At 70.0% G+C, this 25487-nt stretch carries 24 protein-coding genes; 12 read left to right on the top strand and 12 right to left on the bottom strand.

Translation table 11 applies throughout. The annotated features are described in order from the left end of the window. Positions 1–87 precede the first annotated feature (87 nt). From ACT3UL_RS01045 to ACT3UL_RS01065, 5 genes are all read right to left on the bottom strand, one after another. Positions 88–501 carry a hypothetical protein gene (locus ACT3UL_RS01045; RefSeq protein WP_444576214.1) on the bottom strand — a complete coding sequence of 138 codons (414 nt, stop codon included), beginning with the start codon at positions 499–501 and terminating at the stop codon, positions 88–90. Next, positions 498–1295, bottom strand: a complete 798-nt coding sequence (locus ACT3UL_RS01050) for a copper homeostasis protein CutC (RefSeq protein ID WP_444576216.1) — start codon at positions 1293–1295, stop codon at positions 498–500. Before ACT3UL_RS01050 ends, ACT3UL_RS01045 begins: the two co-directional genes overlap by 4 nt. After that, a complete protein-coding gene (locus tag ACT3UL_RS01055; protein ID WP_444576217.1) occupies positions 1292–1693 on the bottom strand; it encodes a sterol carrier family protein in 402 nt (133 codons plus the stop codon). The genes ACT3UL_RS01050 and ACT3UL_RS01055 overlap by 4 nt, the downstream gene beginning before the upstream one ends. Before the next feature lies 1 nt (position 1694). After that, positions 1695–2993: an adenylosuccinate synthase gene (locus tag ACT3UL_RS01060; RefSeq protein ID WP_444576219.1), complete on the bottom strand. Its 1299-nt coding sequence runs from the start codon at positions 2991–2993 to the stop codon at positions 1695–1697. Positions 2994–3158: 165 nt separating this feature from the next. Then, the gene (locus ACT3UL_RS01065) at positions 3159–3584 is read right to left on the bottom strand and encodes a DUF3151 domain-containing protein (protein WP_444576220.1); all 426 of its coding nucleotides are present in this window, start codon (positions 3582–3584) and stop codon (positions 3159–3161) included. 56 nt (positions 3585–3640) lie between these two features. Here ACT3UL_RS01065 and ACT3UL_RS01070 point away from each other — a divergent pair, with 56 nt between their 5' ends. After that, positions 3641–5515 carry a phosphotransferase gene (locus ACT3UL_RS01070; RefSeq protein WP_444576222.1) on the top strand — a complete coding sequence of 625 codons (1875 nt, stop codon included), beginning with the start codon at positions 3641–3643 and terminating at the stop codon, positions 5513–5515. 124 nt (positions 5516–5639) lie between these two features. Then, positions 5640–6065 (top strand): D-aminoacyl-tRNA deacylase, encoded by a 426-nt coding sequence (dtd, locus tag ACT3UL_RS01075; protein WP_444576223.1) that lies wholly within the window; start codon positions 5640–5642, stop codon positions 6063–6065. Between the two features lie 20 nt (positions 6066–6085). Here dtd and ACT3UL_RS01080 read toward each other — a convergent pair whose 3' ends face one another. Then, positions 6086–6844: an HAD hydrolase-like protein gene (locus tag ACT3UL_RS01080; protein ID WP_444576224.1), complete on the bottom strand. Its 759-nt coding sequence runs from the start codon at positions 6842–6844 to the stop codon at positions 6086–6088. 80 nt (positions 6845–6924) lie between these two features. Between ACT3UL_RS01080 and ACT3UL_RS01085 the strand changes: the two genes are divergently transcribed. The 3 genes from ACT3UL_RS01085 (at position 6925) to ACT3UL_RS01095 (ending at position 9337) form a co-directional block, all read left to right on the top strand. After that, positions 6925–7671 carry a phosphoglyceromutase gene (locus tag ACT3UL_RS01085; protein WP_444576225.1) on the top strand — a complete coding sequence of 249 codons (747 nt, stop codon included), beginning with the start codon at positions 6925–6927 and terminating at the stop codon, positions 7669–7671. A 132-nt stretch (positions 7672–7803) separates the two neighbouring features. Further along, positions 7804–8571, top strand: coding sequence for a hypothetical protein (locus ACT3UL_RS01090; protein ID WP_444576227.1), 768 nt, complete (start codon positions 7804–7806; stop codon positions 8569–8571). 139 nt (positions 8572–8710) lie between these two features. Then, positions 8711–9337, top strand: coding sequence for a C39 family peptidase (locus ACT3UL_RS01095; protein WP_444576229.1), 627 nt, complete (start codon positions 8711–8713; stop codon positions 9335–9337). Positions 9338–9360: 23 nt separating this feature from the next. Here the strand turns inward: ACT3UL_RS01095 and ACT3UL_RS01100 are convergent, their stop codons facing one another. Next, a complete protein-coding gene (locus ACT3UL_RS01100; RefSeq protein ID WP_444576552.1) occupies positions 9361–10998 on the bottom strand; it encodes a helicase HerA-like domain-containing protein in 1638 nt (545 codons plus the stop codon). 108 nt (positions 10999–11106) lie between these two features. On the opposite strand from ACT3UL_RS01100, the gene ACT3UL_RS01105 reads away from it, so the two are divergent. Beyond that, on the top strand, positions 11107–12123 hold the full coding sequence (locus ACT3UL_RS01105; RefSeq protein WP_444576230.1) for an acyltransferase domain-containing protein: 1017 nt from the start codon (positions 11107–11109) through the stop codon (positions 12121–12123). 55 nt (positions 12124–12178) lie between these two features. Here ACT3UL_RS01105 and ACT3UL_RS01110 read toward each other — a convergent pair whose 3' ends face one another. Then, positions 12179–12832 carry a TetR/AcrR family transcriptional regulator gene (locus ACT3UL_RS01110; RefSeq protein ID WP_444576232.1) on the bottom strand — a complete coding sequence of 218 codons (654 nt, stop codon included), beginning with the start codon at positions 12830–12832 and terminating at the stop codon, positions 12179–12181. 283 nt (positions 12833–13115) lie between these two features. On the opposite strand from ACT3UL_RS01110, the gene ACT3UL_RS01115 reads away from it, so the two are divergent. Continuing rightward, positions 13116–14807 carry an MDR family MFS transporter gene (locus tag ACT3UL_RS01115; RefSeq protein WP_444576553.1) on the top strand — a complete coding sequence of 564 codons (1692 nt, stop codon included), beginning with the start codon at positions 13116–13118 and terminating at the stop codon, positions 14805–14807. Between the two features lie 263 nt (positions 14808–15070). Further along, on the top strand, positions 15071–16165 hold the full coding sequence (locus ACT3UL_RS01120; RefSeq protein ID WP_444576234.1) for a GNAT family N-acetyltransferase: 1095 nt from the start codon (positions 15071–15073) through the stop codon (positions 16163–16165). A gap of 242 nt (positions 16166–16407) precedes the next feature. Here the strand turns inward: ACT3UL_RS01120 and guaA are convergent, their stop codons facing one another. From guaA to ACT3UL_RS01135, 3 genes are all read right to left on the bottom strand, one after another. Then, positions 16408–17997 carry a glutamine-hydrolyzing GMP synthase gene (gene guaA / locus ACT3UL_RS01125; protein WP_444576236.1) on the bottom strand — a complete coding sequence of 530 codons (1590 nt, stop codon included), beginning with the start codon at positions 17995–17997 and terminating at the stop codon, positions 16408–16410. Positions 17998–18148: 151 nt separating this feature from the next. Beyond that, positions 18149–18568: a DUF3817 domain-containing protein gene (locus tag ACT3UL_RS01130; RefSeq protein ID WP_444576237.1), complete on the bottom strand. Its 420-nt coding sequence runs from the start codon at positions 18566–18568 to the stop codon at positions 18149–18151. 3 nt (positions 18569–18571) lie between these two features. Then, positions 18572–19534, bottom strand: coding sequence for an SURF1 family protein (locus ACT3UL_RS01135; protein ID WP_444576239.1), 963 nt, complete (start codon positions 19532–19534; stop codon positions 18572–18574). 180 nt (positions 19535–19714) lie between these two features. Between ACT3UL_RS01135 and pta the strand changes: the two genes are divergently transcribed. The 4 genes from pta to ACT3UL_RS01155 all read left to right on the top strand — a co-directional run bounded on the left by pta (position 19715) and on the right by ACT3UL_RS01155 (position 24550). Beyond that, positions 19715–21835, top strand: coding sequence for a phosphate acetyltransferase (pta, locus tag ACT3UL_RS01140; RefSeq protein ID WP_444576241.1), 2121 nt, complete (start codon positions 19715–19717; stop codon positions 21833–21835). A gap of 35 nt (positions 21836–21870) precedes the next feature. After that, positions 21871–23175, top strand: coding sequence for an acetate kinase (locus ACT3UL_RS01145; protein WP_444576243.1), 1305 nt, complete (start codon positions 21871–21873; stop codon positions 23173–23175). A gap of 144 nt (positions 23176–23319) precedes the next feature. Beyond that, positions 23320–23865 carry a hypothetical protein gene (locus ACT3UL_RS01150; protein WP_444576245.1) on the top strand — a complete coding sequence of 182 codons (546 nt, stop codon included), beginning with the start codon at positions 23320–23322 and terminating at the stop codon, positions 23863–23865. A 127-nt stretch (positions 23866–23992) separates the two neighbouring features. Then, the gene (locus ACT3UL_RS01155; protein ID WP_444576247.1) at positions 23993–24550 is read left to right on the top strand and encodes a hypothetical protein; all 558 of its coding nucleotides are present in this window, start codon (positions 23993–23995) and stop codon (positions 24548–24550) included. 103 nt (positions 24551–24653) lie between these two features. On the opposite strand, the gene ACT3UL_RS01160 is transcribed toward ACT3UL_RS01155, so the two are convergent. Continuing rightward, positions 24654–25460, bottom strand: coding sequence for a hypothetical protein (locus tag ACT3UL_RS01160; protein ID WP_444576249.1), 807 nt, complete (start codon positions 25458–25460; stop codon positions 24654–24656). Positions 25461–25487: the final 27 nt, after the last annotated feature.

The following is a 25487-nucleotide window of genomic DNA, read 5'->3' on the forward strand; positions in this document are numbered from 1 at the left end:
GGCTTCCCACGATCTTCCGTCCGGCGTCGGGAACCCGCGGTCCGTCGGCCCTGACGAGCCACTGGTCAGCAACGCAGAGCACCCTGCTCAGCGACCGCGACGCTTCGAGCCGCGATGCCGGAAGGCATCGACCGCGGCGGCGACGGCCGCCAGCGGGATACCCACGAAGACCGCGGAGACCAGGACGAAGGTGAAGACTCCGCTCAGGTCGCCGAAATTCAGGAAGGGCGAGACCACGAGGGCCACCACGATCGGGATCACGAGCGCGAGCGCCACCCAGAACCCGAGGGTGGGGACCCGGCTGCGGCGCACGTAGAAGCTGGTGCTCCCGTCGCCCTCGTCGGCAGCGTCAGCGGTGTCGTCGGCGCTGCCCGCCGTGGGGGCTCCGACGTTGGTGTCCGTGGTGTCCGTCGTGTCCGTGGTGTCCGTCGTGTCCGTGGTGTCCGGCGTGTCGATCGATGAATCCTGGATGTCGTCCGAGGTGTCCTGGTTGTCGTTCACAATGCTCCTGCAGCGTCGACCGCGGCGGTGACGATCGCCGGGTCCGTCGGGGTATCGGGGGCTCCGGCTTCGACCGGCGAGTCGGGGCGGCGGCGGGCGGAGAGGTGCACGTCGGCGACGCCGCTGCGCTGTGCGAGGTCCGCGATGTCCGCCGGGCGCACCCCTCCCCCGGCGCAGATGTCGAGGATGCCGTCGGCCGCCTCGACCATGGCGGCGAGGTCGTCGGGTCCGTCGAGTGCCTTCGCGGCCCCGCCCGAGGTGAGCACGCGATGGAATCCGAGACCGAGCAGGGTGCGCACGGCGTCCGCGCGCTCCTCGCGCCCGGCCAGGGCGTCGGCGGCACGATGGAAGGTGAGGGTCACTCCCCGCACGGCGGACTGCCCGGCCTGCAGCGCGGCGTCGCGGATCGTCTCGAGGGCGGGGACGTCGAGGGCGCCCTGCGGGGTGAGGGCACCGATCACGACGCCGGCGGCTCCGGCGGTGATCGTCTCCTCCGCCTGGCGGGCCATCAGCTCGATCTCGTCGGGCGAGAAGGCGAACTCCTCCGGCCGGCCCAGGAAGTCGTCCTCCCCGGCGCGGCAGCGGATCAGCACGTGGACCTCGAAGTGGGGCTTCGCGTCCCGTGCGGCGACGAGCGTCGCGGCGCGTCGGACGCAGTCCTCCACGAGCTCGGGCGGCGGGGTCAGCCCGCCCCGGGCGAGGTCCACGCAGAGCTCGACGCGGTCGGCGCCGCCGAGTGCGGCGACCTCGAGACCTGCGAGGTCCTGCACGGCGATCTCCACCTGGATGCTCATTCGGTCTCCTGTTCGCGGGCGGCGCGCACCGTGCGGCGAGGGCCGATCAGGGGCAGCAGCTCGGTGAGGTCGCTGCGCTCCCCGCTCGCCCGGACCCGACCGCCGCCGACGGCATCGGCCCAGGTCAGATCGCCGGTCACGAGGGCGAGCCAGGTCCCGGCATCGGTCTCGACGACGGCGGGCGGCGTGCCGCGGGTGTGCCGGGTCCCGGTGATCGCCTGGACGGCGGCGTAGGGCGGCACGCGCAGCTCGACGGCGCCGCCGGGATACTCCTCGGCGAAGAGCTCGAGGGTGTGCCGCACGGCCGGGGCGAGCACCGAGCGCGGGGCGTCCGGCGCAGCGGCCCATGAGGCGAGGGCTGCGCGACCGGCCTCCGGATCGGTACGACGGGTCACCACGTCAGCGGGTCGTCGCCGGCAGCAGATCGTGGACGACGATGGTGGCCGCGCGATCCGGGCCCACGCCGATGGCGCTGATGCGGCAACCGGCGAGCTCCTCGAGGCGCCGCACGTAGTTGCGGGCGTTCTCCGGCAGCTCCTCGAAGGTGCGCGCCTCGGAGAGGTCCTCGCTCCACCCCGGGAGGGTCTCGTAGACCGGCACGGCGTGGTGGAACTCGGTCTGGGTCATCGGCATGTCGCGGTGGATCACGCCGTCGACCTCGTAGCCGGTGCAGATCGGGACCTCGTCGATCCCGGTGAGCACGTCGAGCTTGGTCAGGACGATGTCGGTGAAGCCGTTGATGCGCACGGCGTGACGGATCATCAGCGCGTCGTACCAGCCGCAGCGACGGGGGCGACCGGTGTTCACGCCGACCTCGCCGCCGGTGGTCTGCAGGTACTCGCCCCACTTGTCCTCGAGCTCGGTGGGGAACGGCCCGGCGCCCACGCGGGTGGTGTACGCCTTGACGATGCCGATCACCCGGTCGATGCGGGTGGGGCCGACGCCGGTGCCGGTGCACGCGCCGCCCGCGGTCGGGTTCGAGCTGGTCACGAACGGGTAGGTGCCGTGGTCCACATCCAGGAAGGTGGCCTGGCCGCCTTCCATGAGCACGACCTCGTCGCGGTCGAGCGCGGAGTTCAGCAGCTCGGTGGTGTCCACGACCATCGGGCGCAGGCGCTCGGCGTAGGAGAGCAGCTCCTCCATGATCAGGTCGACCTCGACGGCCCGACGGTTGTACAGCTTGACCAGCAGTTCGTTCTTCTGGCGCAGGGCGCCCTCGATCTTCTGGCGCAGGATCGACTCGTCGTAGAGGTCCTGGACACGGATGCCGAGGCGGCCGATCTTGTCCATGTACGCCGGGCCGATGCCGCGGCCGGTGGTGCCGATGGCGCGCTTGCCGAGGAAGCGCTCGGTGACCTTGTCGAGGGTCTGGTGGTAGGACGCGACGATGTGGGCGTTGGCGCTGATGCGCAGGCGGGACGTGCTGACCCCGCGCGCCTCGAGCATGCCGATCTCCTCGAACAGTGCTTCGAGGTTGACCACCACACCGTTGCCGATCACCGGTGTGACCTGGGGCGACAGGATTCCGGCGGGAAGGAGCTTCAGCTCGAACTTCTCACCGTCCACGACCACGGTGTGGCCGGCGTTGTTGCCGCCGTTGGGCTTGACGACATAGTCCACGTTCTCCCCGAGGAGATCGGTGGCCTTGCCCTTCCCCTCGTCTCCCCACTGGGCTCCGACGATCACGACGGCGGGCATGGCAACTCCTGGGCGAGCGGTATCTGGACGCGTGGATCGTACCAAGCGTCACCGGGGCGCCGCCTGGACACGTCCCCCACGGTGAGGTGTGCCATGCCGGGCAGCCCGGTCGGGGCTGTCCGGCATGGCACGGTTCTGGTCATCAGGCCTGGCGGCCGGTGTTGTTCAGCCCAGCAGGCTGGGGTCCGCCTCGCGCAGGAAGGCCGTGACCCGGTCCGCCTCCTCCTCGTCGCCGAGCCGGCGCGAGGTCTCCCCCAGCATCGCCAGGGCGCGGAGGAACCCGCGGTTCGGGGCATGGGAGGCGGGGATCGGTCCCTGGCCACGCCAGCCGGCACGGCGCAGGGCATCCAGGCCGCGGTGGTAGCCGGTGCGGGCGAAGGCGTAGGCGCTGACGTCATCCCCGTCCGAGAGCGCGTCCTGGGACAGGGTCGCCCAGACCATCGGGGACTCGGGGTGGCGGGCGGCGATGACCCGGGGGTCCTCCTCCGCGAGCTCCGCGGTCACCTGGACATCGATGAAATCGTCGGGAAGCAGGGTCTCCGGGATGCCCAGGAGGTTCCCGCTGGTGAGGTTATCGGTACGATCAGCCATGCACGCATCGTAGGCGCTGTCGCCTGATGACCTCTCGGACCAGATTGAAACCACCTATGTCACACACGCAGGACGGCTCGGAGCTTCTCACCGGGCCCGGCGCCGGAGGGCTGCTCCGCTCCGCCGTCGGCAACTCCGGCGGCGTGCTGCACAGCTGGCAGCTGGACCATGTCGATCACCGTCCCGGCCGCAGCACGAAGGCGCTCTACCGCACGATGGTCGCCTGGCCGGAGCTCGACGGGCCCCAGGCCCCGGCGCGCGAGGAGCTGTTCGGCGCGAGCGCCCACATCGGCGAGCGCGAGAAGAACCTCTACGTCGCCGAGCAGACGCTCGTGATGACCGATGGCGACATCAATGTGCGCGTGTGGCGCTACCCCCACGATCCCTGGCTGCCGATGCTGCCGCTGGTCTGCTATCCCGATGTCGTGGGCCGCACCCTGCATGACCTGGGAGTCACGCTCGGCCCCGACCCCACGACGCCGATCGCCATCGACGTCGTCTCCTACCGTCCGGGCCGTCGCGCCGTGCTGCGCGCGAGCCAGGACGGCCACGCCGTGTTCCTCAAGGTCATGCAGCCTCATCGCAGCGAGGAGATCGTGGACCGCCACCAGCGCCTGCTGGCCGCGGGCGTCCCCGTGCCCGCCGTGATCGCCCACCACAACGGTCTCGTGGTGCTCGAGGAGCTGCCCGGCAGGCCGCTGGCCCGCGCCGTCATCGACGAGGGCGTCGCCGCGTGCACCGCCGAGGACCTGGTGGCCCTGCTGGACCGGCTGCCGGCGTCGATGTACACCGTGCAGCTGCGACCGCCATGGACCGATTCGGTGGACTTCTACGCCGGGATCGTCAGCTCCTCCGTCCCTGCGCTGGGCCCCCGGCTGGATGCCCTCGTGCGCACCATCCGGGACGGTCTGGCCGCGCTCGAGCAGCGCATGGACATGCGTCCGCACGACGTGGTGCACGGCGACTTCTACGAGGCCCAGGTCTTCGTCTCCGGCGGCAAGGTGGTGGGGGTGCTCGACATCGACACCGTGGGACCGGGCCGACGGGCCGACGACCTCGCCTGCCTGCTCGCCCATCTCAGCGTGCTCGCCGACTACGGCAACGCCGGCCGCATCGATCGCGCCATGCAGGAGCGCGTCGAGGAGGCCATCCGCACCTGGCACACGACCTTCGCCGATCGGGTCGATCCCACCGAGCTCGCTCTGCGCTCCGCCGGGGTCGTGCTCTCCCTCGCCACCGGTCCCCACCGCCAGCAGGAGGCGTCCTGGGAGGCCGCCACCGAGGCGATCGTGCGGGTGGCCGAGGAATGGGTGGGGCTGGCTCGCACCGCCGAGTCCCGTCGCCTCACCACCCAGCAGCAGGCGAGCCCGGCCGGCACCCCGGTCCGTCCGTCGGCGATGAGCGCTCCGAGCGGCCCGGCGCCCCAGGGGACGACGAGCGCGCAGGGGCCGACGAGCACGCAGGGGCCGACGAGCGCCCGGCATGCCCCGCCCGCAGGATCCTCCGCTCCCGCGCAGCAACCGCTGCAGCAGCCATCCCCTCCGCAGGCACCCCCGCAGCAGCACGCCCCGCCAATGCAGGCTCCGCAACAGCAGGCCCCGCAGCAGCAGGCTCCCCAGCAGCAGACCCCGCAGCAGCACGCTCCTCAGCAGGCACTGCAGCAGGTTGCCGATCAGCGGACGCACCAGCAGCCGCCTGCCCGGCAGCTCTACGACACGCAGCCGCACCCGACGGAGCCCGGCTCGACCCAGGCACCGCGCAGCGCCCAGGCTCCGACACTCGCACCGCAGGATCCGCCCACGACCTGGCCCGAGGACAGCCCACCGCAGTCGCCACCCTCGACACAGCCGGTCCCGATCCCTCGAAGCGGTGACAGCGGGGATGACTCCCCCACCCAGGAACGCCGCATCGACTCGACCCAGCCGCACTGAACCATCCCGCTGATCCATGGCGGTGATGCGTGGCACTGATCCACGGCGGTGATGCACGGCGCTGGCCCACGGCGCTGGCCCACGGCCCCACGCTGCAACGCCGCAGCTGTGCCACCATCGGGGCATGCGTGCAGTGCTTCAGAGAGTCGACAGCGCCCAAGTCGAGGTGGACGGCGAGGTCGTCGGCGCGATCGAGGGCGAAGGCCTGATGGCCCTGGTCGGGGTGACCCACGAGGACGGCCCGGAGCAGGTCGCCACGATCGCTCGCAAGATCTGCGAGCTGCGCATCCTCGAGGGCGAGCGCTCGGTGATCGACACGGGCGCACAGGTCCTCGTCGTCTCCCAGTTCACGCTCTACGCCGATGTGCGCAAGGGACGCCGCCCGTCCTGGGGCGCCGCCGCCCCGGCCGAGGTGGCCGAGCCCCTCGTGGAGCAGGTCGTCGCAGCGATCCGGGAACGCGGCGTGCAGGTTGCCACCGGCCGCTTCGGCGCCCACATGCGCGTGGGCATGGTGGGCGACGGGCCGGTGACGATCCTCGTCGAGGCCTGAGCGTGCTGCCCGTCAACCCGTCAGGGACGCAGCATCGCCGACAGCGCTTCCACGGTGCCGGCGCGCGGAAGATCGGCGGCACGCTCCACCTCCCCGCCATATCCCCAGTCCACGAGCACGGCCGGCAGAGAATGCTCGGCGGCGCCCTGCGCATCGTGGAGGCGATCACCGATCATGACCGCCGGGGCGACGTCGCCCCCGTCGACCGTCCGAGGAACGACCGACCGACGATCTGGCGACCGGTGATCGACAGGCTGGTGATCGGCAGTCCGGCGATCGGCGGTGACGCCGAGCCGCTCCAGGACGCTCCCGATGACCGCCGCCTTGCCCTCTCGCCCCGCCGCCCGGTCGGTGCCGCCGATGAGCGCGAAGGCGTCGCCCAGCCCCTGACGCGCGAGAAGCCTGTTCGCGCTGGTCTCCGGCTTGTTGGTCGCGACGGCGACCGTGCGGCCGTCTGCCACCAGGGCGCTGATCAGTTCCGGCATTCCGGGGTACGGGGCAGCGGAGAGCAGCCCGTGCTCCTGGTAGTGGGCGCTGTAGGCGATCCGCAACTGCTCCGCGCGCTCCGGGCTCAGCCCCAGCGCGCCGCAGAAGGAGTCCTCCAGCGGGGGCCCGATGAAGGTGCGCAGCACGGCCGGCGGCGGCAGGGGTTCGCCGCATCGGGCGAAGGCGTGACCCAGTGCGTCGAGGATCCCCGGCCCGGAGTCGACGATCGTGCCGTCCAGGTCGAGCAGCACAACAGGGACATCGGCGAAGCGGCCGGCCGCGGGAGCAGTCATGGACCCGACACTATCGACACCGACGGCGCCGGCGGTGGGCACGATATGCGCCGCTCAGCGGCCCCGCGTACCCTGGCTCCATGACCTACACACTCGTGCTGCTCCGCCATGGCGAGAGCGATTGGAATGCGAAGAACCTGTTCACCGGCTGGGTCGATGTGGCCCTCACCGAGAAGGGTCGGGACGAGGCCGCCAACGGCGGCGCACTGCTGAAGGAGGCCGGCATCCTCCCCGATATCGTGCACACCTCCCTGCAGCGTCGCGCCATCATGACCGCGAACCTCGCGCTCGACACCGCGGACCGTCACTGGATCCCCGTCAAGCGTGACTGGCGCCTGAACGAGCGCCACTACGGCGCCCTGCAGGGCATGAACAAGTCCGAGATCCGTGAGAAGTACGGCGAGGAGAAGTTCATGGCGTGGCGTCGTTCCTACGACACCCCGCCGCCCGAGATCGAGTTCGGCACCGAGTTCAGCCAGGACCAGGACCCGCAGTACGCCGAGCTCGGCGACCAGCTGCCCAAGTCCGAGTGCCTCAAGGACGTCGTCGAGCGCTTCCTGCCGTACTGGGAGGAGGGCATCAAGCCCGACCTCGTCGACGGAAAGACGGTGCTGATCGCCGCCCACGGCAACTCGCTGCGCGCCCTGGTGAAGTACCTCGACGGCATCTCCGACGAGGAGATCTCCGGCCTGAACATCCCCACCGGTCAGCCGCTGGTGTACGAGCTGGACGAGGACTTCCAGCCCGTCGAGAAGGGTGGCCGCTACCTCGACCCCGTGGCCGCGAAGGCCGCCGCCGAGGCTGTCGCCAACCAGGGCAAGAAGTAGTCCTCCCCGTTCTCACGAACCGGTGACCCGACGGGCCCACGATCTGCGCAGATCGTGGGCCCGTCGTCCCCTCCCCACGCTTCGTCTCGTCGCGTCGGCCCTGTGCGACGCCAAGTGCTCAGAGGACGGTCCATGCCAGATGACACCGCGCCCGGCATCGAGCCGCCGCTTCGCCACGCCGACCGCTTCACATCCCTCTGGCGTCCCGAGGAGTATGCGGGGCAGACATGGCTCGACGTCCAGGCCACCCAGCTCGAGGACTCGGAGGCGCGCACGGCGACCCAGAAGCGTCGGGTGCTGGAAGGCTGGATCGACCTGCTGTCCTCGGGCGACACTGCGATCACCCACCTGAGCCTGGGATCCCGCACGCCCCAAGCGCTCCTGGAAGCGGTCGCAGGAGTCACGCACCTCCGGTACCTCCGAGTGAAATGGGGACCTTATGAGGACCTCTCCCCCCTCAGCGGGCTGTCCCAGCTCGAGGCAGTCAAGTTCGGGAACGCTGGCCGGGTCAGAACCCTCGAACCCCTGATCGCCCTTCCCCGACTCACGGAAGCACAGATCAACGGCGCCTTCCGCCTCGGGGACATCACGGAGCTGGGACGTCTGACCGGACTTCGCCACCTTCAGCTGGGAGTCGGGATTGGAACCGACAGGTCCCTGCACCTGCCGGATCTGGAATGGGTCCGTCCCCTGACGAAGCTCACTTGGCTGCGACTGCCGGGGACGATCATCGAGAGCGGCGACCTGTCGCCCGCCGCCTCGCTCCCGGAGCTCGCAGTGCTCAGCGCTCCGCTCCGCCGGCGGTGGCGAGATCAGGTGTTCTCCCTTGCCGCGACGAATCCGGCCTTCGCGGAGCTCGCCGCGGCCTACCTGTCCTACGACGAGTACCGACGCCAGTAGCTGCCGCGGGTCACTCCGAGCACCGGCGAAAAGGTCCTCTTCCCTTCTGCGCCGACGTCCCATAGCGTCGTGGTGCCGGTCACATCCGGCAGATCCGCAGCACGATGCATCGTGACGACGCACAGGGAAAGGGCTACCGATGACCATCTCCGCACCTGACCGCCGAACCTTCTTCCGAGCCCTCGGGCTCACCGCAGCCGCCGGGCTCGGCACCGCCGCGCTCGCCCCCGCCGCCACAGCCGCGGGCGAGAAGGTGCTGCCGACGACCTACCGGGAGCAGCCGAACTTCTTCTACTGCGGGCCCACCGCTGTCTCCATCGCCCTGAGCGCGAAGGTGACGCCGCCGAGCCTGGACACGCTCGCCGCGGAGCTCGGCACCACCGACAACGGCACGAACTTCGGCGCCGTCTCCCCCGTGCTCACGAACCGCCTGGCCGGGGCCACCTATCGCGATCAGCGGATGGATTCCTCCACGGCGAGCACCGCCGACGCGGACCTCCTGTGGGACCGCGCCACCACCAACGTCGACGACGGCTTCGCGACGGTGTGCAACTGGTGGGTGGTCGCCGGGGAGTACCCGAACTGGGGCGGGAACACCTCGGACATCTTCCACTTCGTGACGATCGACGGGTACGACGCCGACGCCCGCACCCTGCGCGTGGCGGACCCGGCCGGATCGACCCTCACCGCGTCCCTCCCCTCCCATCACTGGCTCTCGCCGAAGCAGGTCGCGACGTACTGCGCGGGACGCGGCTACTTCTGGTGAGCGTCAGCGGCGGCAGGTGAACCTCAGCGGCGGCGCTTCGTGCCGAACAGGCTGCGCGTGACCTCGCGACCCAGCACCGTGCCGGCGGAGCGCAGGAACGATTTCACAGCGGGGTTGCCGAACAGGCCTCCCTCGTCCTTCTTCGAGGTGCGGGAGGATTCCTTCGTGGAGCCTGCCTGCTTCGTCGCGGAGCCCGCAGATGTCGTCGCGGCCGGCGAGCCGGAGGCGCCGTCCTCCTCCGCAGCGGCATCCTTCTCGGCTCGGGCGGTGAGGATCTCGTAGGCGGACTCGCGATCCACCAGGGTCCCGTACTCCTCGGCGAGCGGGGAGGCCGCCACCGCGGCGGAGATGGCCTCTGACCCGGCCGGTTCCATCGAGGATTCCGGCGCGCGCACGGCCGTGATCGCGACGGGTGTAGGGGTGCCCTCCTCGCTCATCACGGTCACGATGGCCTCGCCGGTGCCGAGCGCGGGGATCACCTGGACCAGGTCGTGCTCGGAGGTCGGGAAGGTGCTGGCGGTGGCCTTGAGTGCCTTCGCATCGTCGGGCGTGAAGGCGCGCAGCGCGTGCTGGACCCGGTTGCCGAGCTGGGCGAGCACGTCGCCGGGGACGTCCTTCGGGGTCTGGGTGATGAAGAAGATGCCCACGCCCTTGGAGCGGATCAGCCGCACGGTCTGGACGACCTGGTCGAGGAAGGCCTTGGACGCGTCCTTGAACAGCAGGTGCGCCTCGTCGAAGAAGAACACCAGCTTGGGCACCTCGGCGTCGCCCACCTCGGGCAGGTCCTGGTACAGCTCGGCGAGCATCCACATCATGAAGGTGGAGAACAGCGCGGGCCGCGAGGCGACGCCCGGCAGCTCGAGGCAGGAGATGATCCCGGTGCCGTCCTCGGCCTTGCGCAGCAGCTTCTCGGTGTCGAAGGCGGGCTCGCCGAAGAAGACGTCCGCTCCGGAGGCCTCGAAGGAGGTCAGGCTGCGCAGGATCACGCCGGCGGTCGAGGTGGAGATGCCGCCGATGCCCTTGAGCTCGCCCTTGCCCTCGTCCGAGGTGAGGAACTGGATCAGGGCGCGGAGGTCCTTGAGGTCCAGCAGACCCAGGCCCTGGGTGTCGGCGTAGTGGAAGATCAGGCCCAGCGAGCTCTCCTGGGTCTCGTTGAGCTCGAGCACCTTGGCCATCAGCACCGGCCCGAAGGTGCTCACCGTGGTGCGGATCGGCACGCCCTCGCCCTGACCGCCGAGGCTGAAGAACTCGGTGGGGGCGGCGCGGGAGACCCACTCCTGGCCCCGCGCCGCGGCACGTGCGGAGAGCTTGTCCGACGCCTCGCCCGGCACGGCGATGCCGGAGAGGTCGCCCTTCATGTCGGCGACGAAGACGGAGGCGCCGGCGTGCGCGGCCTGCTCGGCGATCACCTGCAGGGTGCGGGTCTTGCCGGTGCCGGTGGCGCCGGCGATCAGACCATGGCGGTTCAGCATCCCCACCGCCAGGTTCACGGCCACGTCGGGGTTCGGCTCCTCGCCCTCGATCATCGCGCCGAGATGGATCCGACCGCCCTCGAAGGCGTAGGCCTCGCGCACCGCGGTCGCCTCCGCGCTGAGCTGGGAGGCTGTCTGCTGGGCGGACTGCTCGCCGGCCTGCGTCTGCTCGTCGTCCTGGGTGGTCATCATGGCGCTCCTCCCCCGCCGGTTCGGTCCGACGGGTACGTGGTCTCGACCCTGAGATCGTAGCGGTCCAGATCACAGTCGGAGGCCGCTGGGCGATACTCTGGGCGCATGACAGAACGCCTCGACGCGCGCCCCCAGATCATCGGTGACCCGCCGACCTCCGTCCGAGCATCCGACGAGCTCTCCCCCGAGGCGGTCGCGACGATACTCACCGCCCCGTCGGCCCCTGACCTGCTGGAGCGGCTGGGGATCACCGGGCAGGACCACGAGGACCTCGCGGCGCTGATCCCGCAGGCGACAGCCGACGCGGAGGTCCTCACCGCGATCACCACCGCTGCGAACCTGTTGCGCGGAGCGGCCGGGCTGGAGGTCCCGACCGTCGACCTCGAGGGCCTCAAGGCCGCGCACACGGCCTTGCAGGAGCGTCTGGTCCCCGGCGAGGGCCTGATCCCGATCCTCGCCCTGGCCGTGAGCACGAGCACCGTGCGCACCTGGCACGAGGCCCGGGAGCTCACCACGGAGCAGTCCTGGGAGGTGCTCGCGGACCTCGGCCAGCAGATGCGCGTGCACCGTCTCAGCACCGGCCGTCTCGGTCTGCATCAGGTGGGCTGGATGGCGCTGAACTGGTGCGGACGTCTCGTGCACCTCGGCCGTCTGCAGTTCGACCTGCATCGTGCCGAGCAGGGGGGCGAGCGCGAACGCTGGGTGGTCGGCACCCACATCCCCGCCCGAGGGCCGCTCGACCCGGCCGCGGTCGAGGACTCCTTCGACCGGGCGACCGCATTCTTCACCGAGAACTTCGGGGATCTTGCGGGCACCGCGGACCGCGACCGGCCGCAGGATGCTCCCGCCTTCGGCCACGAGTTCCTCTGCGACTCATGGCTCATGAACCGCGTGCTCGTCGAGGAGCTCGGCACGGGCTCCAACATCGGCGCCTTCGTGGACCGCTGGGAGATCCTGTCGACCTCGCCGGGCGCCGACGGGGCCGCGTTCTTCGTCTTCCACGCGCTGCCCCCGTACGACGCCGCCATGCTCCCGCGCACCACTCGGCTCGAGCGGGTCGTCGGCGAGCGCCTGGCCGACGGCCGGGGCTGGGACAGCGGACTCGGCCGACTGGTGCGCTGACCCGCACCGATCCCGGGGCGCGGTCAGCAGTCCTGGAGCACGCTCGCCCTGGAGGTCAGGCGTCCTGGAGGCCCGCGTCGTAGAGCTCGATCACGCGGTCGTAGGCGGTGGGCAGATCCATGCCCGTGGACATGGAGAAGCCGAATGCGCTGCGCGTGAGGGCGAAGGCCACCTGCACGACGATGACCGCGCGCATGCGGGCGTCCTCACCGTCCATGGCCTCGCCGAGCACGTCGACCAGCTCGGACTGCACCTCGATGAGGTTGCCCGAGGAGATCGTGTGCAGCCGCGGCTCCTTGGCCATCACCTGCTTCTTCAGGTCGCGCAAGGCAGGGTCCGACGGGATGCCCGCGAGCACGTCCCGCAGCACATGTCGCAGGGCGTCGCGCGGCCCGCTCACCTCGAGCTGGACCCTGAGCTTCTCGGCGATCTCCCGTGACTCCCCCGGGACCACGCCGAGGACCGCTGCGTCCTTGGTGACCCAGTGGTTGAAGAACGTCCGGGTGGAGACACCGGCCTTCCGCGCGATCATCTCGACCGTCACCGGGGTGAAGCCGTGCTCGGCGACGAGCTCGACCGCGGACCGGTGCATCGCGAGGCGGGTCTGTCGCTTCTTCATCTCCCGCAGACCGGGCCTGTCCTCTCCGGCGTCGTCGAGATAATCCGCGAGCGGGTCGGCGGGGACGAAAGGGGTCGATGCGTCGTTCACACCCCCCATCGTAGGTCCGACACATCACAGAATCTGCACCCGATGAAATAGTGCAGTCAATGCAACACGTCGCTAGGATGGCACGGTCGAGGCTCAAGGATGCGCTGCGACCGTCGGACGAGTTCTTCCCGCCCGAGAACCTCCGCCCATCCTTCCTTCTGATCCTCCGAGGAGCTCAGTGAATACAGCATCGACCCCTGCGACGGCGCCCGTCGCCCCAGCACCCGGCCCCCAGGCATTCACCGGCCTCGACCGACAGGGCAAGCTCGTCTTCGTCGGCCTCATGCTCGGCATGTTCGTCGCCTCCATGTCCCAGACCATCGTCGGACCCGCGATGCCCCGCATCGTGGCCGAGCTCGGCGGCGTCGAGCACTACAGCTGGATCGCCACCGCGGCGATGCTGGTCTCCGCCGTCGCGGTGCCGATCGTCGGCAAGCTCTCGGATCTGTACGGACGCCGCTGGTTCTATCTCGGCGGCCTCGCCGTGTTCATGATCGGCTCCATCCTCGCGGGCATGGCCACCGACTTCTGGTTCCTGGTGTTCGCCCGCGCCGTGCAGGGCCTGGGCATGGGCACCCTGATGCCGCTGAGCCAGACGATCATCGGCGACATCATCCCGCCCCGTCAGCGCGGCAAGTACCAGGGCATCATGGGCGCCGTGTTCGGCGTGACCTCCGTGGTGGGTCCGCTCATCGGCGGAACCGTCACCGACAACTTCGGCTGGCGCTGGCTGTTCTACATGATGCTCCCCGTGGGCGTGGTCGCCTTCGCCTTCATCCTGAAGTTCCTGCACCTCAGCACGGAGACCCAGCACGGCAAGGTCGACTTCCTGGGGATGCTCACCCTGACGCCCGGCATGGTCATCGCCCTGCTCGCCACCACCTGGGGCGGCGGCGACTACGCCTGGGACTCCCCGGTCATCATCGGCATGTACGCGGTCGCCGCGGTCTTCCTCATCGCGTTCGTGATCATCGAGACCCGGGTCGCCGAGCCGCTGCTGCCGATGCACCTGCTGCTGCGCCCGATCGTGGCGCTCTCGGTGGCGGCGTCCTTCGCCATCGCGGTGGCGATGTTCGGCGCGATCATCTACATCCCCGTCTACGCCCAGGGCGTCATGGGGGTCTCCGCCACCAACTCCGGCGCGATCCTCATCCCGCTGTCGGTGGCCATGATCGTCACCTCGATCCTGGTGGGCCTGCTCATCTCCAAGACCGGCCGCTACAAGGAGTTCCTGGTCCTCGGCGGCGTCGTCCTGGCGGCCGGCTACTGGCTGCTCTCCCGCATGCAGTACGGCGATTCCCAGCTGAAGCTCACGGCGGCGATGATCGTCATCGGCCTGGGCCTGGGCCTGTCGATGCAGGTCTACACGCTGGTCGTGCAGAACGTCGTCGCCCAGCGCGAGCTGGGTGTCGCGACCGCGGCGATCCAGTTCTTCCGCAACATCGGCTCCACGATCGGCACCGCCGTGCTGGGCACCGTGATGACCGCACAGATGGCCACGTCCATCCAGGCGCAGCTCGAGAAGATCCCCGCCGAGCAGATGGCCGCGCTCCAGCAGTCCGGAGGGAACATCGACAGCTCGGGCCTCGAGTCCGCGGTGCTCGACCCCTCGGCCCTCGCGAAGCTCCCCGAATTCCTCGTGGACCCGATCCGGATGGGCATGGGCGACGCCATGCACATGGTGTTCCTGACCGCGCTGCCCTTCGTGCTCATCGCCCTGGTGCTGTCGCTGTTCATCAAGCAGGTGCCCCTGCGGGACACCCTGCACACGGCCGAGGAGACCGCGGCGCAGCCCGCCACGGACGCCGCAGCGAACTTCGCCGGCACCGGCACCGAGCCGCAGGAGTCTCACCCCCATACCGGTGAGCTCGTGGCCCTCACGGCCACGGACGGCACTCCGGACACTGGCGCCGGCACGGGCACGGATGGCGACACGGACATCGACGACCAGCTGGTGCGGTCCTCGGACCGCTGACGTCTCCCGACGGATCACTGCGTCGGCCCCTCGAAAAGCCCGTACCGGATCGCCGGTGCGGGCTTCTCGGCATCGGCCCGACGTGACCTTGCTCCGCTCCCGCTCTCCTAGCGCTCTGGTCACGCTCCCATCCCGCTCTGCTCCTGCTCCCATCCCGTTCTCGTCCCGCGCGGGAGGTCCAGAACCTCTCGATCGTGTATCCCTTCTCCCGCTCCCGCCCTCTTCTCCTGACCTGATGGGGCCTCGCGTGACACCATGAACCGGTGCTCTTCGTCGATCATTTCCCGCCCGTCCTCCCGCCGTCCCTCCAGGGACGGCTGACCACGCGACTGCCGCTCGAGACGGATGTCGAGCCCGTCGCCGCGCTCGTGACGGCGGGTATCCGTCGGCACACGCCGGACGGCGCGGCCGACGTCGAGGGGCTGCGCTCACGCATGGTGGGCCTGAAGTCGTGGTCCCGCCGCCAGCTGGTGGTGGTCGCGACGGCCGACGACGGCTCTCCCAGCCTGGATCCCGCCCCCGTCGCCTGGATCGCCCTCGAAGACCGCGCCTCCGGACGCACCAACGTGCAGTTCGTGATCGACGTCGAGGTCCCGGAGCGCGACGCCCTCGCCGCTGCGCTGCTCGACTGGGCCGTCGAGGTCGGCGGCTCCTTCGCCCGCCACCGTGGGCTGGAGACGACCCAGCTCTCCTGCGACGCCAACGAGCTGGATACCGACCGCAGCCGACTGCTCGCCGCCGCCGGCTACGACATGGTGCGCACCTGGCTCCACATGCGTCGGCCCGTCACCGCCGAGGAGGCGAGCTCCACCCCGGCACCACGGGAGGGCACCCGCGTGCGCCCCGTGCACCGCCACAGCTCCGGGCTGCCCGTCGCCCAGGACGTGCGCACCGTGCACCGGATGCTCGAGGAGTCCTTCGCCGACCACTTCAACTCCTACCGGGAGTCCTTCGCCGAGTTCGTCCAGCGCCTCATCGAGAGCCCCGACGAAGCCGCCTGGGATCACTGGTGGATCGCCGAGACCGAGCACGAGGGGCAGTGGCTCCCCGCCGGCGGACTCGTCGCGGCGAAGATGCCCGCGACTGCCACCCTCGGCGAGGGCACCTACCTGGAGTACCTCGGGGTGCACCGCAGCGCTCGCGGCCACGGCATCGCGAAGTCCCTGCTGCGCGCCGCAACCCGTGACGCCGCCGAGCGCGGCCGCACCCATGTGGACCTCGAGGTCGACAACGACTCCCCCACCGGGGCCGACGGGCTGTACGATTCGATGGGCTGGGAGACCTACGAGCGCACGCAGTCCTGGCACTCCTCCGCCGCCGCGCATCCCTCCCGTCTCCTCGAGCCGCCGACGGCCTGACGCCGGGTGGGCTTCTCGCACGAGCCGCCGCCGCTGGCGATGGCGATGGCGATGGCGATGGCGATGGCGACGGCGATGGCGATGGCGATGGCGCGAGCATTGCGGTTGCCGAGCGTGGCAAAGGTGGGGGAATCCGAGTCGGATTCCCCCACCTTTGCCACACTCGCACTCACGCTCGGGCTCACGCGCCCTGCAGTCCCAGCGGCCCTGGGCGGGGCTGCCTGGAAGGCGTCAGCAGGAGGTCACTCCCACTCGATCGTTCCCGGCGGCTTGCTCGTGATGTCGAGCGTGACGCGGTTGATCTCGCTGACCTCGTTGGTGATGCGGGTCGAGATGCGGCTGAGCACGTCGTAGGGCACCTTGGCCCAGTCGGCGGTCATCGCATCGTCGCTGGTGACGGGGCGCAGCACGACGGGGTGGCCGTAGGTGCGGCCGTCACCCTGCACGCCCACGGAGCGCACCTCCGCCAGCAGCACCACGGGGCACTGCCAGATGGTGCGGTCCAGGCCGGCGGCCGTGAGCTCGGCGCGCGCGATCGCGTCCGCCGTGCGCAGGATGTCCAGGCGCTCCTTGGTGACCTCGCCGATGATCCGGATGCCCAGGCCGGGGCCCGGGAACGGCTGGCGCCAGACGATCTCGTCAGGCAGGCCCAGCTCGGAGCCGACGGCACGCACCTCGTCCTTGAACAGCGCGCGCAGCGGCTCGACCAGCTCGAAGGAGAGATCCTCGGGCAGCCCGCCCACGTTGTGGTGGCTCTTGATGTTCGCCGCACCGTCGCCGCCGCCGGACTCCACGACGTCCGGGTACAGGGTGCCCTGGACCAGGAACGCGGTGGCCTCGGCATGATCGCCCTCGACAACGCCCTGCTCACGCAGGATGTCCGCCTGGGCCTGCTCGAAGGAGCGGATGAACTCGCGCCCGATGATCTTGCGCTTGGTCTCGGGGTCGGTGACCCCGGCGAGCGCGGTGAGGAACTGCTCCTCGGCGTCGACCATGATGAGCTTCGCCCCGCCGGTGGAGTCGCCGAAGGCCTTCTCGATCTGCTCGGACTCGTCCTGACGCATGAGGCCGTGGTTCACGTACACGCAGGTGAGGCGATCACCGATGGCGCGCTGCACGAGGGCTGCGGCCACGGCGGAGTCGACGCCGCCGGAGAGGCCGCAGATCGCGGCGCCGTCACCGACCTGGGAGCGGATCCGCTCGAGCTGCTCCTCGATGACGTTGCCGGTGGTCCAGGACGGCTCGATGCCCGCGCCGCGGTGCAGGAAGTTCTCGAGGACCTCCTGGCCGCGGTCGGAGTGGCCGACCTCGGGGTGCCACTGCACGCCGTAGAGCTGCTTCTCGACGTTCTCGAAGGCGGCGACCGGGCTGCCGGAGGAGGTCGCGATGACCTCGAAGCCCGCGGGGGCCGCGGTCACGGAGTCACCGTGGCTCATCCACACGTTCTGGTCGACGTCCTGTGCACCGAGCAGCTGCGAGGAGCCGTCGAGCGCCTCGAGCCGGGTGGCGCCGTACTCGCGCACTCCGGTCGGGGCAACGGTGCCGTCGAGGGCCGCGGCCATCGACTGGAAGCCGTAGCAGAGGCCGAGGACCGGGACGCCGGCCTCGAGCAGTGCCGGATCCAGCCGCGGGGCCCCCTCTGCATAGACGGAGCTGGGCCCGCCGGAGAGGATGATCGCACGCGGCTGCTTGGCCAGGATCTCCTGCGCCGGCATCGAATGCGGGACGACCTCGGAGTAGACCCGGGCCTCGCGCACACGGCGGGCGATGAGCTGTGCGTACTGGGCGCCGAAGTCGACGACGAGGACGGGACGCTGGTCGGTGTCATTCACCTGGCCGAGTCTACGGGCGCGCACAGCCCGGATGCATCATCGCCCGGCTCTCGGCGAGGAAATTCTCGTCACGCCCGACGGTACGACAGAGCACGTCGGCGGGGCTCAGCAGGAAAGGTCGGCGCCTCCGACGGGCCGGCCCTGCGCGCACTCAGGCGTCTCGGCTCCTGGCAGCGGCCTCGCCGTCCTGCACGGTGGGTCGGTGCTTCAGGTCGGACTCCACGGCCTGGTGCGTCCAGCGCTCCCCGAAGAAGGACAGCACGGGGATCACGCCGAAGAACATGAGCAGAGCCATGCGGGGCAGACGCCAGCGCATCTTCACCCACAGGTCGAAGCCGAGGACCACGTAGATCATGTAGATCAGGCCGTGGATCGGGGACCAGGACTTGGAGATCGAGGCCCAGGTATCGGACGTGCTGGTGAACGGGGCGTCGCCGCCGAACACGACGTACCGCATGATCATGATCGACACGAGCACGAGCAGGGCGATGCCCTCCACGATCGAGGCGACACGGAAGCGGGCGAAGGAGGTCCTCACGGCGACCTCATCCAGGGGGCGGGTAGTGGGCACGGGTCACACGTCCTTGTCGGAAGCAGGGGCGGCCTGCGAGGAGGCCGCGGTGGACGAGCTCATGCTGGACGAGCTCGAGGCGGAAGAGCTCGAAGCGGACGAGCTCGTGGTGGACGACGCCGGACTGGGCAGGGCCGTGGCTGCAGCCGTGGCCGTATCCGTGTCCGTGTCGGAGTCGGCGGTCGTATCCGAACTCTCCAGGGAATTCTGCATGGCCGCACGCTGATCCTCGAGCTCATCGAGGTACACGCTGCGCACGCTGCGCCACCACAGGTAGAGGAAGAACGCGCCGAAGAGGACCCACTGCATCGAATATCCGATGTTCTGCCAGTTCAGTCCCTTGGAGAACTCGGACTGCGCCTTCGGCATGGGCTGCAGGCCGTCGATCGGATCGACATCGGCGAGATAGCCGGAGTACATCGGGGAACCCCACACGTTGACCAGCAGGGGCGTCGCGATCTCACCGGCGACGCCGCCCTCGATGCCGCCTGCTGCGGACTCGCTGGCCTCCAGGCGCCCGGAGATCTCGACCTCGCCGTCCGGCACGGGCGGGGCGAGCGCGGGGTCCAGCTCGCCGTCGGGTCCGGTGACGGTGTCGGCCTCGACCCAGCCGCGCGCCACCGGCAGCAGGGCGTCGGTGCCGTCCTCGAGCGGGACGTGCAGCGCGGCGACGATGATCACGGCGTCCTGGCCGTCGATCGACCGGCCGGGCACGATGATCTGCTGATCGGCGTCGAACCGTCCGGTCGCGGTGACGATGTCGCCGACGATCTCGTTCGTGATGGCTCCACCGATATCGACCACGTCGCGGATGTCGCCCAGCTCCTGGGCGCCTGCGGCCTGCGAGGACATCGCCCGGTGCGCGCGGTCCCACTGCCAGGTGGCGAGCAGACCGCACACGAGGGTCGCCACCACCATCAGGGCGAGCAGCCCCAGGAAATAGGGGCGGAGGGCGACGCGGAGCATGCGGGCCATCGTACGAGCCGCACCTGGGATCCGGCCCGGAACCCCGGGCCGCCAGAACGAGATCTGTGCGACGTCGTCCAGGTGCGCCGTGCCTGCCGGCGCCTCTCGACCGGCTCCTCCCGGCCGACGCCGCGCGGTGCGCGGGCCGGAGGTCCTCACCCTGCACGTTCTCGCGCGCCTATGCTGAGGGACGTGACCCAGAGTGTGTATATCGCCAGTCCGGAGGGAATGACCGGGAAGTCGATGGTGGCTTTCGGTCTGCTCGAAGCCCTCGCCTCCCGTTCCGATCGCGTCGGGGTGTACCGCCCCATCGTCAAGGCCGACCGCGCGCGCGATTACGCCGTCGACCTCCTGACCAGCCATCCAGCAGTGGATCAGGACTACGACGATGCAATCGGCGTGGACCACCAGCTGGTGCTGTCGGACCCCGACACCGCCCACGAGCGCATCCTCAGCCGCTATCGCGAGCTGACCGAGCGCTTCTCGATGCTCGTGGTCCTCGGCAGCGATTACGACGATCTCGCCAACCCCACCGAGCTGGGCTTCAACGCCGAGGTGGCCGCCAACATGGGCGCCCCCGTCGTCATCGTGCTGTCCGGCCTGGACCGCAGCCCGGATCAGATCGCCGCCCTCGCCGCCGTCTCCCTCAGCGAGTTCGCCGGCCACCACGCCTCCCCCATCGCCGTGATCGTCAACCGCGCCGAGGCCGAGTCCCTCGAGGCGATCCGCACCGCCGTCTCCGCGAAGGCCGACGCCGCTCTCGCCCCCGGCGCCCTCGTGTCGGTGATCCCCGAGAACCCGGTGATCATGGCGCCGACGGTGCAGGAGGTGAAGGATGCCGTGGACGGCTCCCTCCTCCAGGGCAACCCGGAATGGATGGACCGCGTGGCCATCGGCACCGTCATCGCGGCGATGAGCCTGCCCAATGTGCTGAGCCGGCTCACCGAGAACTGCACCGTGATCGCCCCCGGAGATCGCTATGACCTGCTGCCCGGCCTGATCATGGCGCAGCAGTCCGGCACCTTCCCGGCGCTGTCCTCGATCGTGCTGACCGGCGGTTACGACGTGCCCGAGGAGGTGGGACGCCTGATCTCGGGCGTCCAGCAGGATCTGCCCGTGATCGCCACCGACCTGTCCACCTTCGACACGGCGGTGAGGGTCGCCCGGACGCGGGGCCGCCTGAGCGTCGGCAGCCCGCAGAAGATGGATGCCGCGCGTCGCGCCGTCGCCGAGCACCTTCCCACCGCCGACGTGCTGGCCGCGCTCGAGGTGAGCCGCAGCGAGGTGGTGACGCCGATGATGTTCGAGTTCGAGCTGCTGGCCCGGGCCCGCGGGGAGAAGAAGACCATCGTGCTGCCCGAGGGCGAGGAGGCGCGCATCATCGCCGCCGCCGAGGCGATCCTGGCGCGAGGCGTCGCCGACCTGATCCTCCTCGGCGACGAGAACCAGATCCGGGCCAGGGCGTCCCAGCTGGGCCACGACATCTCCGAGGCCACGATCGTGTCCCCGCAGTCCGAGGAGCACGTCGAGCGGTACGCCGCGGAGTACGCCCGGTTGCGGGCCAAGAAGGGCGTCACCCTGGAGCAGGCTCGCGAGAAGATCCAGGACGTCTCCTACTTCGGCACCATGATGGTGCAGCTCGGCGAGGCCGACGGCATGGTCTCCGGCGCCGCGCACTCCACCGCCCACACCATCCGGCCGTCCTTCGAGATCATCAAGACCAAGCCCGGTGCGCAGATCGTCTCCTCGGTGTTCCTGATGGCCCTCGAGGATCGGGTGCTGGTCTACGGGGACTGCGCCGTGAACCCCGATCCCACGGCCGCACAGCTCGCCGACATCGCCGCGCAGTCCGCGGCGACTGCCGAACAGTTCGGGGTGGCGCCGCGCATCGCGATGCTCTCCTACTCGACCGGCACCTCGGGCACCGGGGCCGACGTGGACAAGGTGCGCGAGGCCACCGAGCTGGTCCGCACGGCGAACCCGCAGCTCGATGTCGAGGGACCGATCCAGTACGACGCCGCGGTGGACGCCTCGGTCGCCAAGACCAAGCTCCCGGACTCCTCCGTCGCCGGCCGCGCCACGGTGTTCGTGTTCCCCGACCTCAACACCGGCAACAACACCTACAAGGCGGTGCAGCGCTCCGCCGGGGCGATCGCCATCGGCCCCGTCCTGCAGGGCTTGAACAAGCCGGTCAACGACCTCTCCCGGGGAGCCCTGGTGGACGACATCATCAACACCGTCGTCATCACCGCCATCCAGGCCCAGGCGGACCCGTCGCCGAACGCCTCCCCCACCCGCTGACCACCGACCTCACCGCTGAGGAGCTGACCCACCTCATGACCGATTCCTTCCCTGTGGACTCTGCCGCCGGTACGTCCGCTGCGGCGGGCACGTCCGGTGCCGCCGGTGCTTCCGACACGTCCGGCACCGCCGATGACGCCCGCATCCTCGTGATCAACTCGGGCTCGTCGTCCTTGAAGTTCCAGCTGCTGGACCCCGTCTCGGGGATCGTCGATGCCGTCGGCATCGTCGAGCGCGTGGGCCAGGAGCAGGGCACCGCGTCCATCACCGCGGGTGAGAAGGAGTCCCACTTCGCGGGGCCGGTCCCCGATCATGGCGCCGGCATGAAGATCGTCGAGTCGCTGTTCACCGATGTGGGCCTCCCGCTGGCCGACGACAACATCCGCGCCGTCGGCCACCGGGTGGTCCAGGGCGGCGCCCGCTATGCGGAGCCGGTGCTCATCGATGACCAGGTGCGCTGGGACATCGAGGACCTCGGCAAGCTCGCGCCGCTGCACAACTACGCGGCGGTCTCCGGGATCGACGGAGCGAAGGCGCTGCTCCCCGACGTCCCGCACATCGCCGTGTTCGACACCGCGTTCTTCACCGGGCTCCCCGAGGCCGCCGCGAACTACGCCCTGAACCGCGAGATCGCCGCGGAGTACAAGGTGCGTCGCTACGGTGCCCACGGCACCAGCCACCAGTACGTCTCCCGGGCCGTCTCGGAGCTCCTGGCCTCCCAGGGTCGCGACGTGAGCGGACTGCGGCAGATCGTGATGCATCTGGGCAACGGCGCCTCGGCCTCCGCCGTGCTCGGCGACCGTGCCGTGGAGACCTCCATGGGGCTGACCCCGCTCGAGGGCCTCGTGATGGGCACCCGCACCGGAGACATCGACCCGACCATCTACTTCCACCTGCACCGCCGCGCAGGCATCGGTCCCGCCGAGATCGACGACATCCTCAACAAGCGCTCCGGCATGCAGGGCATGTGCGGGATGAGCGACTTCCGCGACATCACCACGGCGGTCGAAGCGGGTGATGAGGCGGCGATCCTCGCGACCGACGTGTACGTGCACCGGCTGCGCAAGTACCTGGGCTCGTACACCTTCGTGCTCGGCGGGCTGGACGTGCTGACCTTCACCGCCGGCATCGGCGAGAACGTCCCGATGGTGCGCGAGCGCCTGCTGACGGGCCTCGAGGAGCTCGGCATCGAGCTCGACCTCGAGGCGAACGCGACCCGCAGCAAGGAGGCCCGGGTCATCTCCACGCCCGCCTCGAAGACGCTCGTGATGATCGTGCCGACGAACGAGGAGCTGTCCATCGCGCAGCAGGCCGCTGCCGTGGCCAGCGGCGACATCTGACGGGCTGAAGGCTCTCCTCCCGCGTTCTTCCCCGGATGGACAGTGCTCCTCCGCTTCCCCGGATGGGCAGTGCTCCCCATCTCGGGATCGCGGCGCTCCCCGTATCCTGCTGGGGATCGACCACACGAATTCAAGGGGGAACAGATGGCGTACCAGGCGCCCTACGGCACATACCAGGCACCGCGCAAGAAGCGTGGGCTGAAGAGGATTATCTTCGGGACCCTGGGGATCATCGCCAACGGCATCGGTCTGCTCGTGATGCCCCTCGTGGCCACGTTCGCCGTCGCACTCATCGCGGTGATGACCGCATCCCCGATCTCCCTCGGCGGGGCGACCGGCACGGTCGACGCCTCCTCGACCTCGCTGTACTACGTCTACGTCCCCACCTCCGAGCTCTCATCGGCCTCCTGCACGGTCGACGGCGGATCCGACGTCGAGTGGGATCCGGAAGCGAGCACGATGCCCGCCACGATCGACGGCACCGAGTACGAGGCGGTGGGCAGCATCCAGGTGACATCCGATCAGGAGGTCACGGTCACGTGCGACGGCGCCAGCGATGTCGCGGTCGCCGACGTCGGCATCGTGGGAACACTGGTCGGCTTCGGCGTCGGCCTGGTCATCCCGATCGGCCTCGGGTTCCTCGCGTTCGTGCTGCTGATCTGGGGGATCATCGCGCGGGTGCGGTCCTGAGCGTCGCTGGTCCCGCCACAGGGCCGGCCAGCTTCGATCTGCCGCCGGCACGACCTGCCGCCGGCATGACGAGGCTCCATCTGACAACTCCGCGCAGCCATGCGGAGCAGACGATCACGGGGGAAACATGATGTACCAGACGTCCTACGCCTATGCACCGCCGCCGCGCAGGCGCCGCGGCGTCAAGCGATTGGTGTTCGGGATACTCGGCATCCTCGCGAACGGGGTCGGGCTGTTCGTGATGCCTTTCGTCGCGGCGTTCATCGCGCTGATGATCTCCGGCATCGGCTCCATGGAGCTCACTGCACTCGACCCCGGCAGCGACTCCTTCGAGGCCTCCGCCTGGAGCTCGTACACCCTGGCCGTTCCCGCGGACGATCTCGACTCCGTCTCCTGCACGATCAACGGAACGGATGTCGACGTCGAAGCCGGCGACCGCACCTATTCGCCGGGCACCGTCGACGGTGTCGCCTACTACGAGGTGCACGAGATCATGGTGAGCTCGACCCAGGACGTCACGGTGAACTGCGAGGGCACCGACGCCGTCGCCCTGTCGGAGCTCGGATTCACGAGCACCGTCGTCAGCTTCGGCGTCGGCATCGTGCTCCCGATCATCCTCGGCCTGGTGGCGCTCGTGATGGCCATCTGGGGCCTCATCGCGCTGGTGGCGTCCTCGTCCCGCTGACCGCCCGCCGCACCGTGCTGCGGTGCGGGCATCGGCACCAGGCACCCGTCCCCGACGCCTACCGACCTGCCAACGTGCCGACGTGCCGACGTGCCGGGACGGTTCAGGACCCCGCCGGCTGATCTCTCTCGGTGGCGTCGCCGACCTCGCCCTCGGCCTCACCGGCAGCATCTGGGCCGTCTACGTGCTGTGCAGGCTCCCCGGAGTCCGGGCCGAGCGCCGAGGAGCTCGTGTAGACCGAGGTCGAGGTGTACACCGACCCGATCGATGAGTAGTCGTATCCCGAGGAGGTCGCGCCCACGGCACGGGGCGTCGTCCCGAGATCGACGTCCGCGGTCATTGCCGTGGGCGACGCCGCGGGGCGCTCCTGCTCGACAACCTCAGGCGTCCGGGCGCCGTGCTCCGAGGACGCGCTGGGGGCTTCAACCACGTTTCTCGGTGGCGAGTCAGACGCGGCGTGCGCTGCAGGCGAGGCACTCGACTCGGCGTCGTCCACATCGTCCTCCCGGTACTGCGCGTGCAGCTGCTCCCGGAGCTCCCCGCGCTTCTCCACGTCGTCCCGCAGGCCGCCGAACCGGAATTCCGGGACCACCGAGTCCCGGCCCGCCGGCCCGCGCCTCGACTCGCCACTCTTCGAGTAGCTCAGCGTCTCCCAGATCTCGGGGTCGCGGGCCTGCTGCTCGGAGTCCGACGGTTGCTGGGGAGGACTCGCCGGCGTCCCCTGGGTGGTGGTGGAGCGCTGGGAGGCGGAACTCGCAGCTGCCGCTCGCCGGGGCGCCGGCCACGAGTCCTTCCGCGTCTTGCCCGTGGGCGAGGGCCGGTCCGCGGGCTTCCGCGATTCTCCGCTGCCTAACCTGCTCACGATCGTGAAGATGACGATCACGATGATCATCAGGATGACGTACTCCATGCCCCTGCCCACTCCCCCTGCTCGTCG

The sequence above is a fragment of the Brachybacterium sp. 107 genome (assembly GCF_052379725.1).
Classification (GTDB): Bacteria; Actinomycetota; Actinomycetes; order Actinomycetales; family Dermabacteraceae; genus Brachybacterium.

Bases quoted from the DNA above. Each gene is read 5' to 3' on its own strand.
- ACT3UL_RS01050 (WP_444576216.1), bottom strand. From the start codon at position 1,295: ATGAGCATCCAGGTGGAGATCGCCGTGCAGGACCTCGCAGGTCTCGAG.
- ACT3UL_RS01060 (WP_444576219.1), bottom strand. From the start codon at position 2,993: ATGCCCGCCGTCGTGATCGTCGGAGCCCAGTGGGGAGACGAGGGGAAG.
- ACT3UL_RS01065 (WP_444576220.1), bottom strand. From the start codon at position 3,584: ATGGCTGATCGTACCGATAACCTCACCAGCGGGAACCTCCTGGGCATC.
- ACT3UL_RS01070 (WP_444576222.1), top strand. From the start codon at position 3,641: ATGTCACACACGCAGGACGGCTCGGAGCTTCTCACCGGGCCCGGCGCC.
- dtd (WP_444576223.1), top strand. From the start codon at position 5,640: ATGCGTGCAGTGCTTCAGAGAGTCGACAGCGCCCAAGTCGAGGTGGAC.
- ACT3UL_RS01080 (WP_444576224.1), bottom strand. From the start codon at position 6,844: ATGACTGCTCCCGCGGCCGGCCGCTTCGCCGATGTCCCTGTTGTGCTG.
- ACT3UL_RS01085 (WP_444576225.1), top strand. From the start codon at position 6,925: ATGACCTACACACTCGTGCTGCTCCGCCATGGCGAGAGCGATTGGAAT.
- ACT3UL_RS01090 (WP_444576227.1), top strand. From the start codon at position 7,804: ATGCCAGATGACACCGCGCCCGGCATCGAGCCGCCGCTTCGCCACGCC.
- ACT3UL_RS01095 (WP_444576229.1), top strand. From the start codon at position 8,711: ATGACCATCTCCGCACCTGACCGCCGAACCTTCTTCCGAGCCCTCGGG.
- ACT3UL_RS01100 (WP_444576552.1), bottom strand. From the start codon at position 10,998: ATGACCACCCAGGACGACGAGCAGACGCAGGCCGGCGAGCAGTCCGCC.
- ACT3UL_RS01105 (WP_444576230.1), top strand. From the start codon at position 11,107: ATGACAGAACGCCTCGACGCGCGCCCCCAGATCATCGGTGACCCGCCG.
- ACT3UL_RS01115 (WP_444576553.1), top strand. From the start codon at position 13,116: ATGCTCGGCATGTTCGTCGCCTCCATGTCCCAGACCATCGTCGGACCC.
- ACT3UL_RS01135 (WP_444576239.1), bottom strand. From the start codon at position 19,534: ATGCTCCGCGTCGCCCTCCGCCCCTATTTCCTGGGGCTGCTCGCCCTG.
- pta (WP_444576241.1), top strand. From the start codon at position 19,715: ATGCTGAGGGACGTGACCCAGAGTGTGTATATCGCCAGTCCGGAGGGA.
- ACT3UL_RS01145 (WP_444576243.1), top strand. From the start codon at position 21,871: ATGACCGATTCCTTCCCTGTGGACTCTGCCGCCGGTACGTCCGCTGCG.
- ACT3UL_RS01150 (WP_444576245.1), top strand. From the start codon at position 23,320: ATGGCGTACCAGGCGCCCTACGGCACATACCAGGCACCGCGCAAGAAG.
- ACT3UL_RS01155 (WP_444576247.1), top strand. From the start codon at position 23,993: ATGATGTACCAGACGTCCTACGCCTATGCACCGCCGCCGCGCAGGCGC.
- ACT3UL_RS01160 (WP_444576249.1), bottom strand. From the start codon at position 25,460: ATGGAGTACGTCATCCTGATGATCATCGTGATCGTCATCTTCACGATC.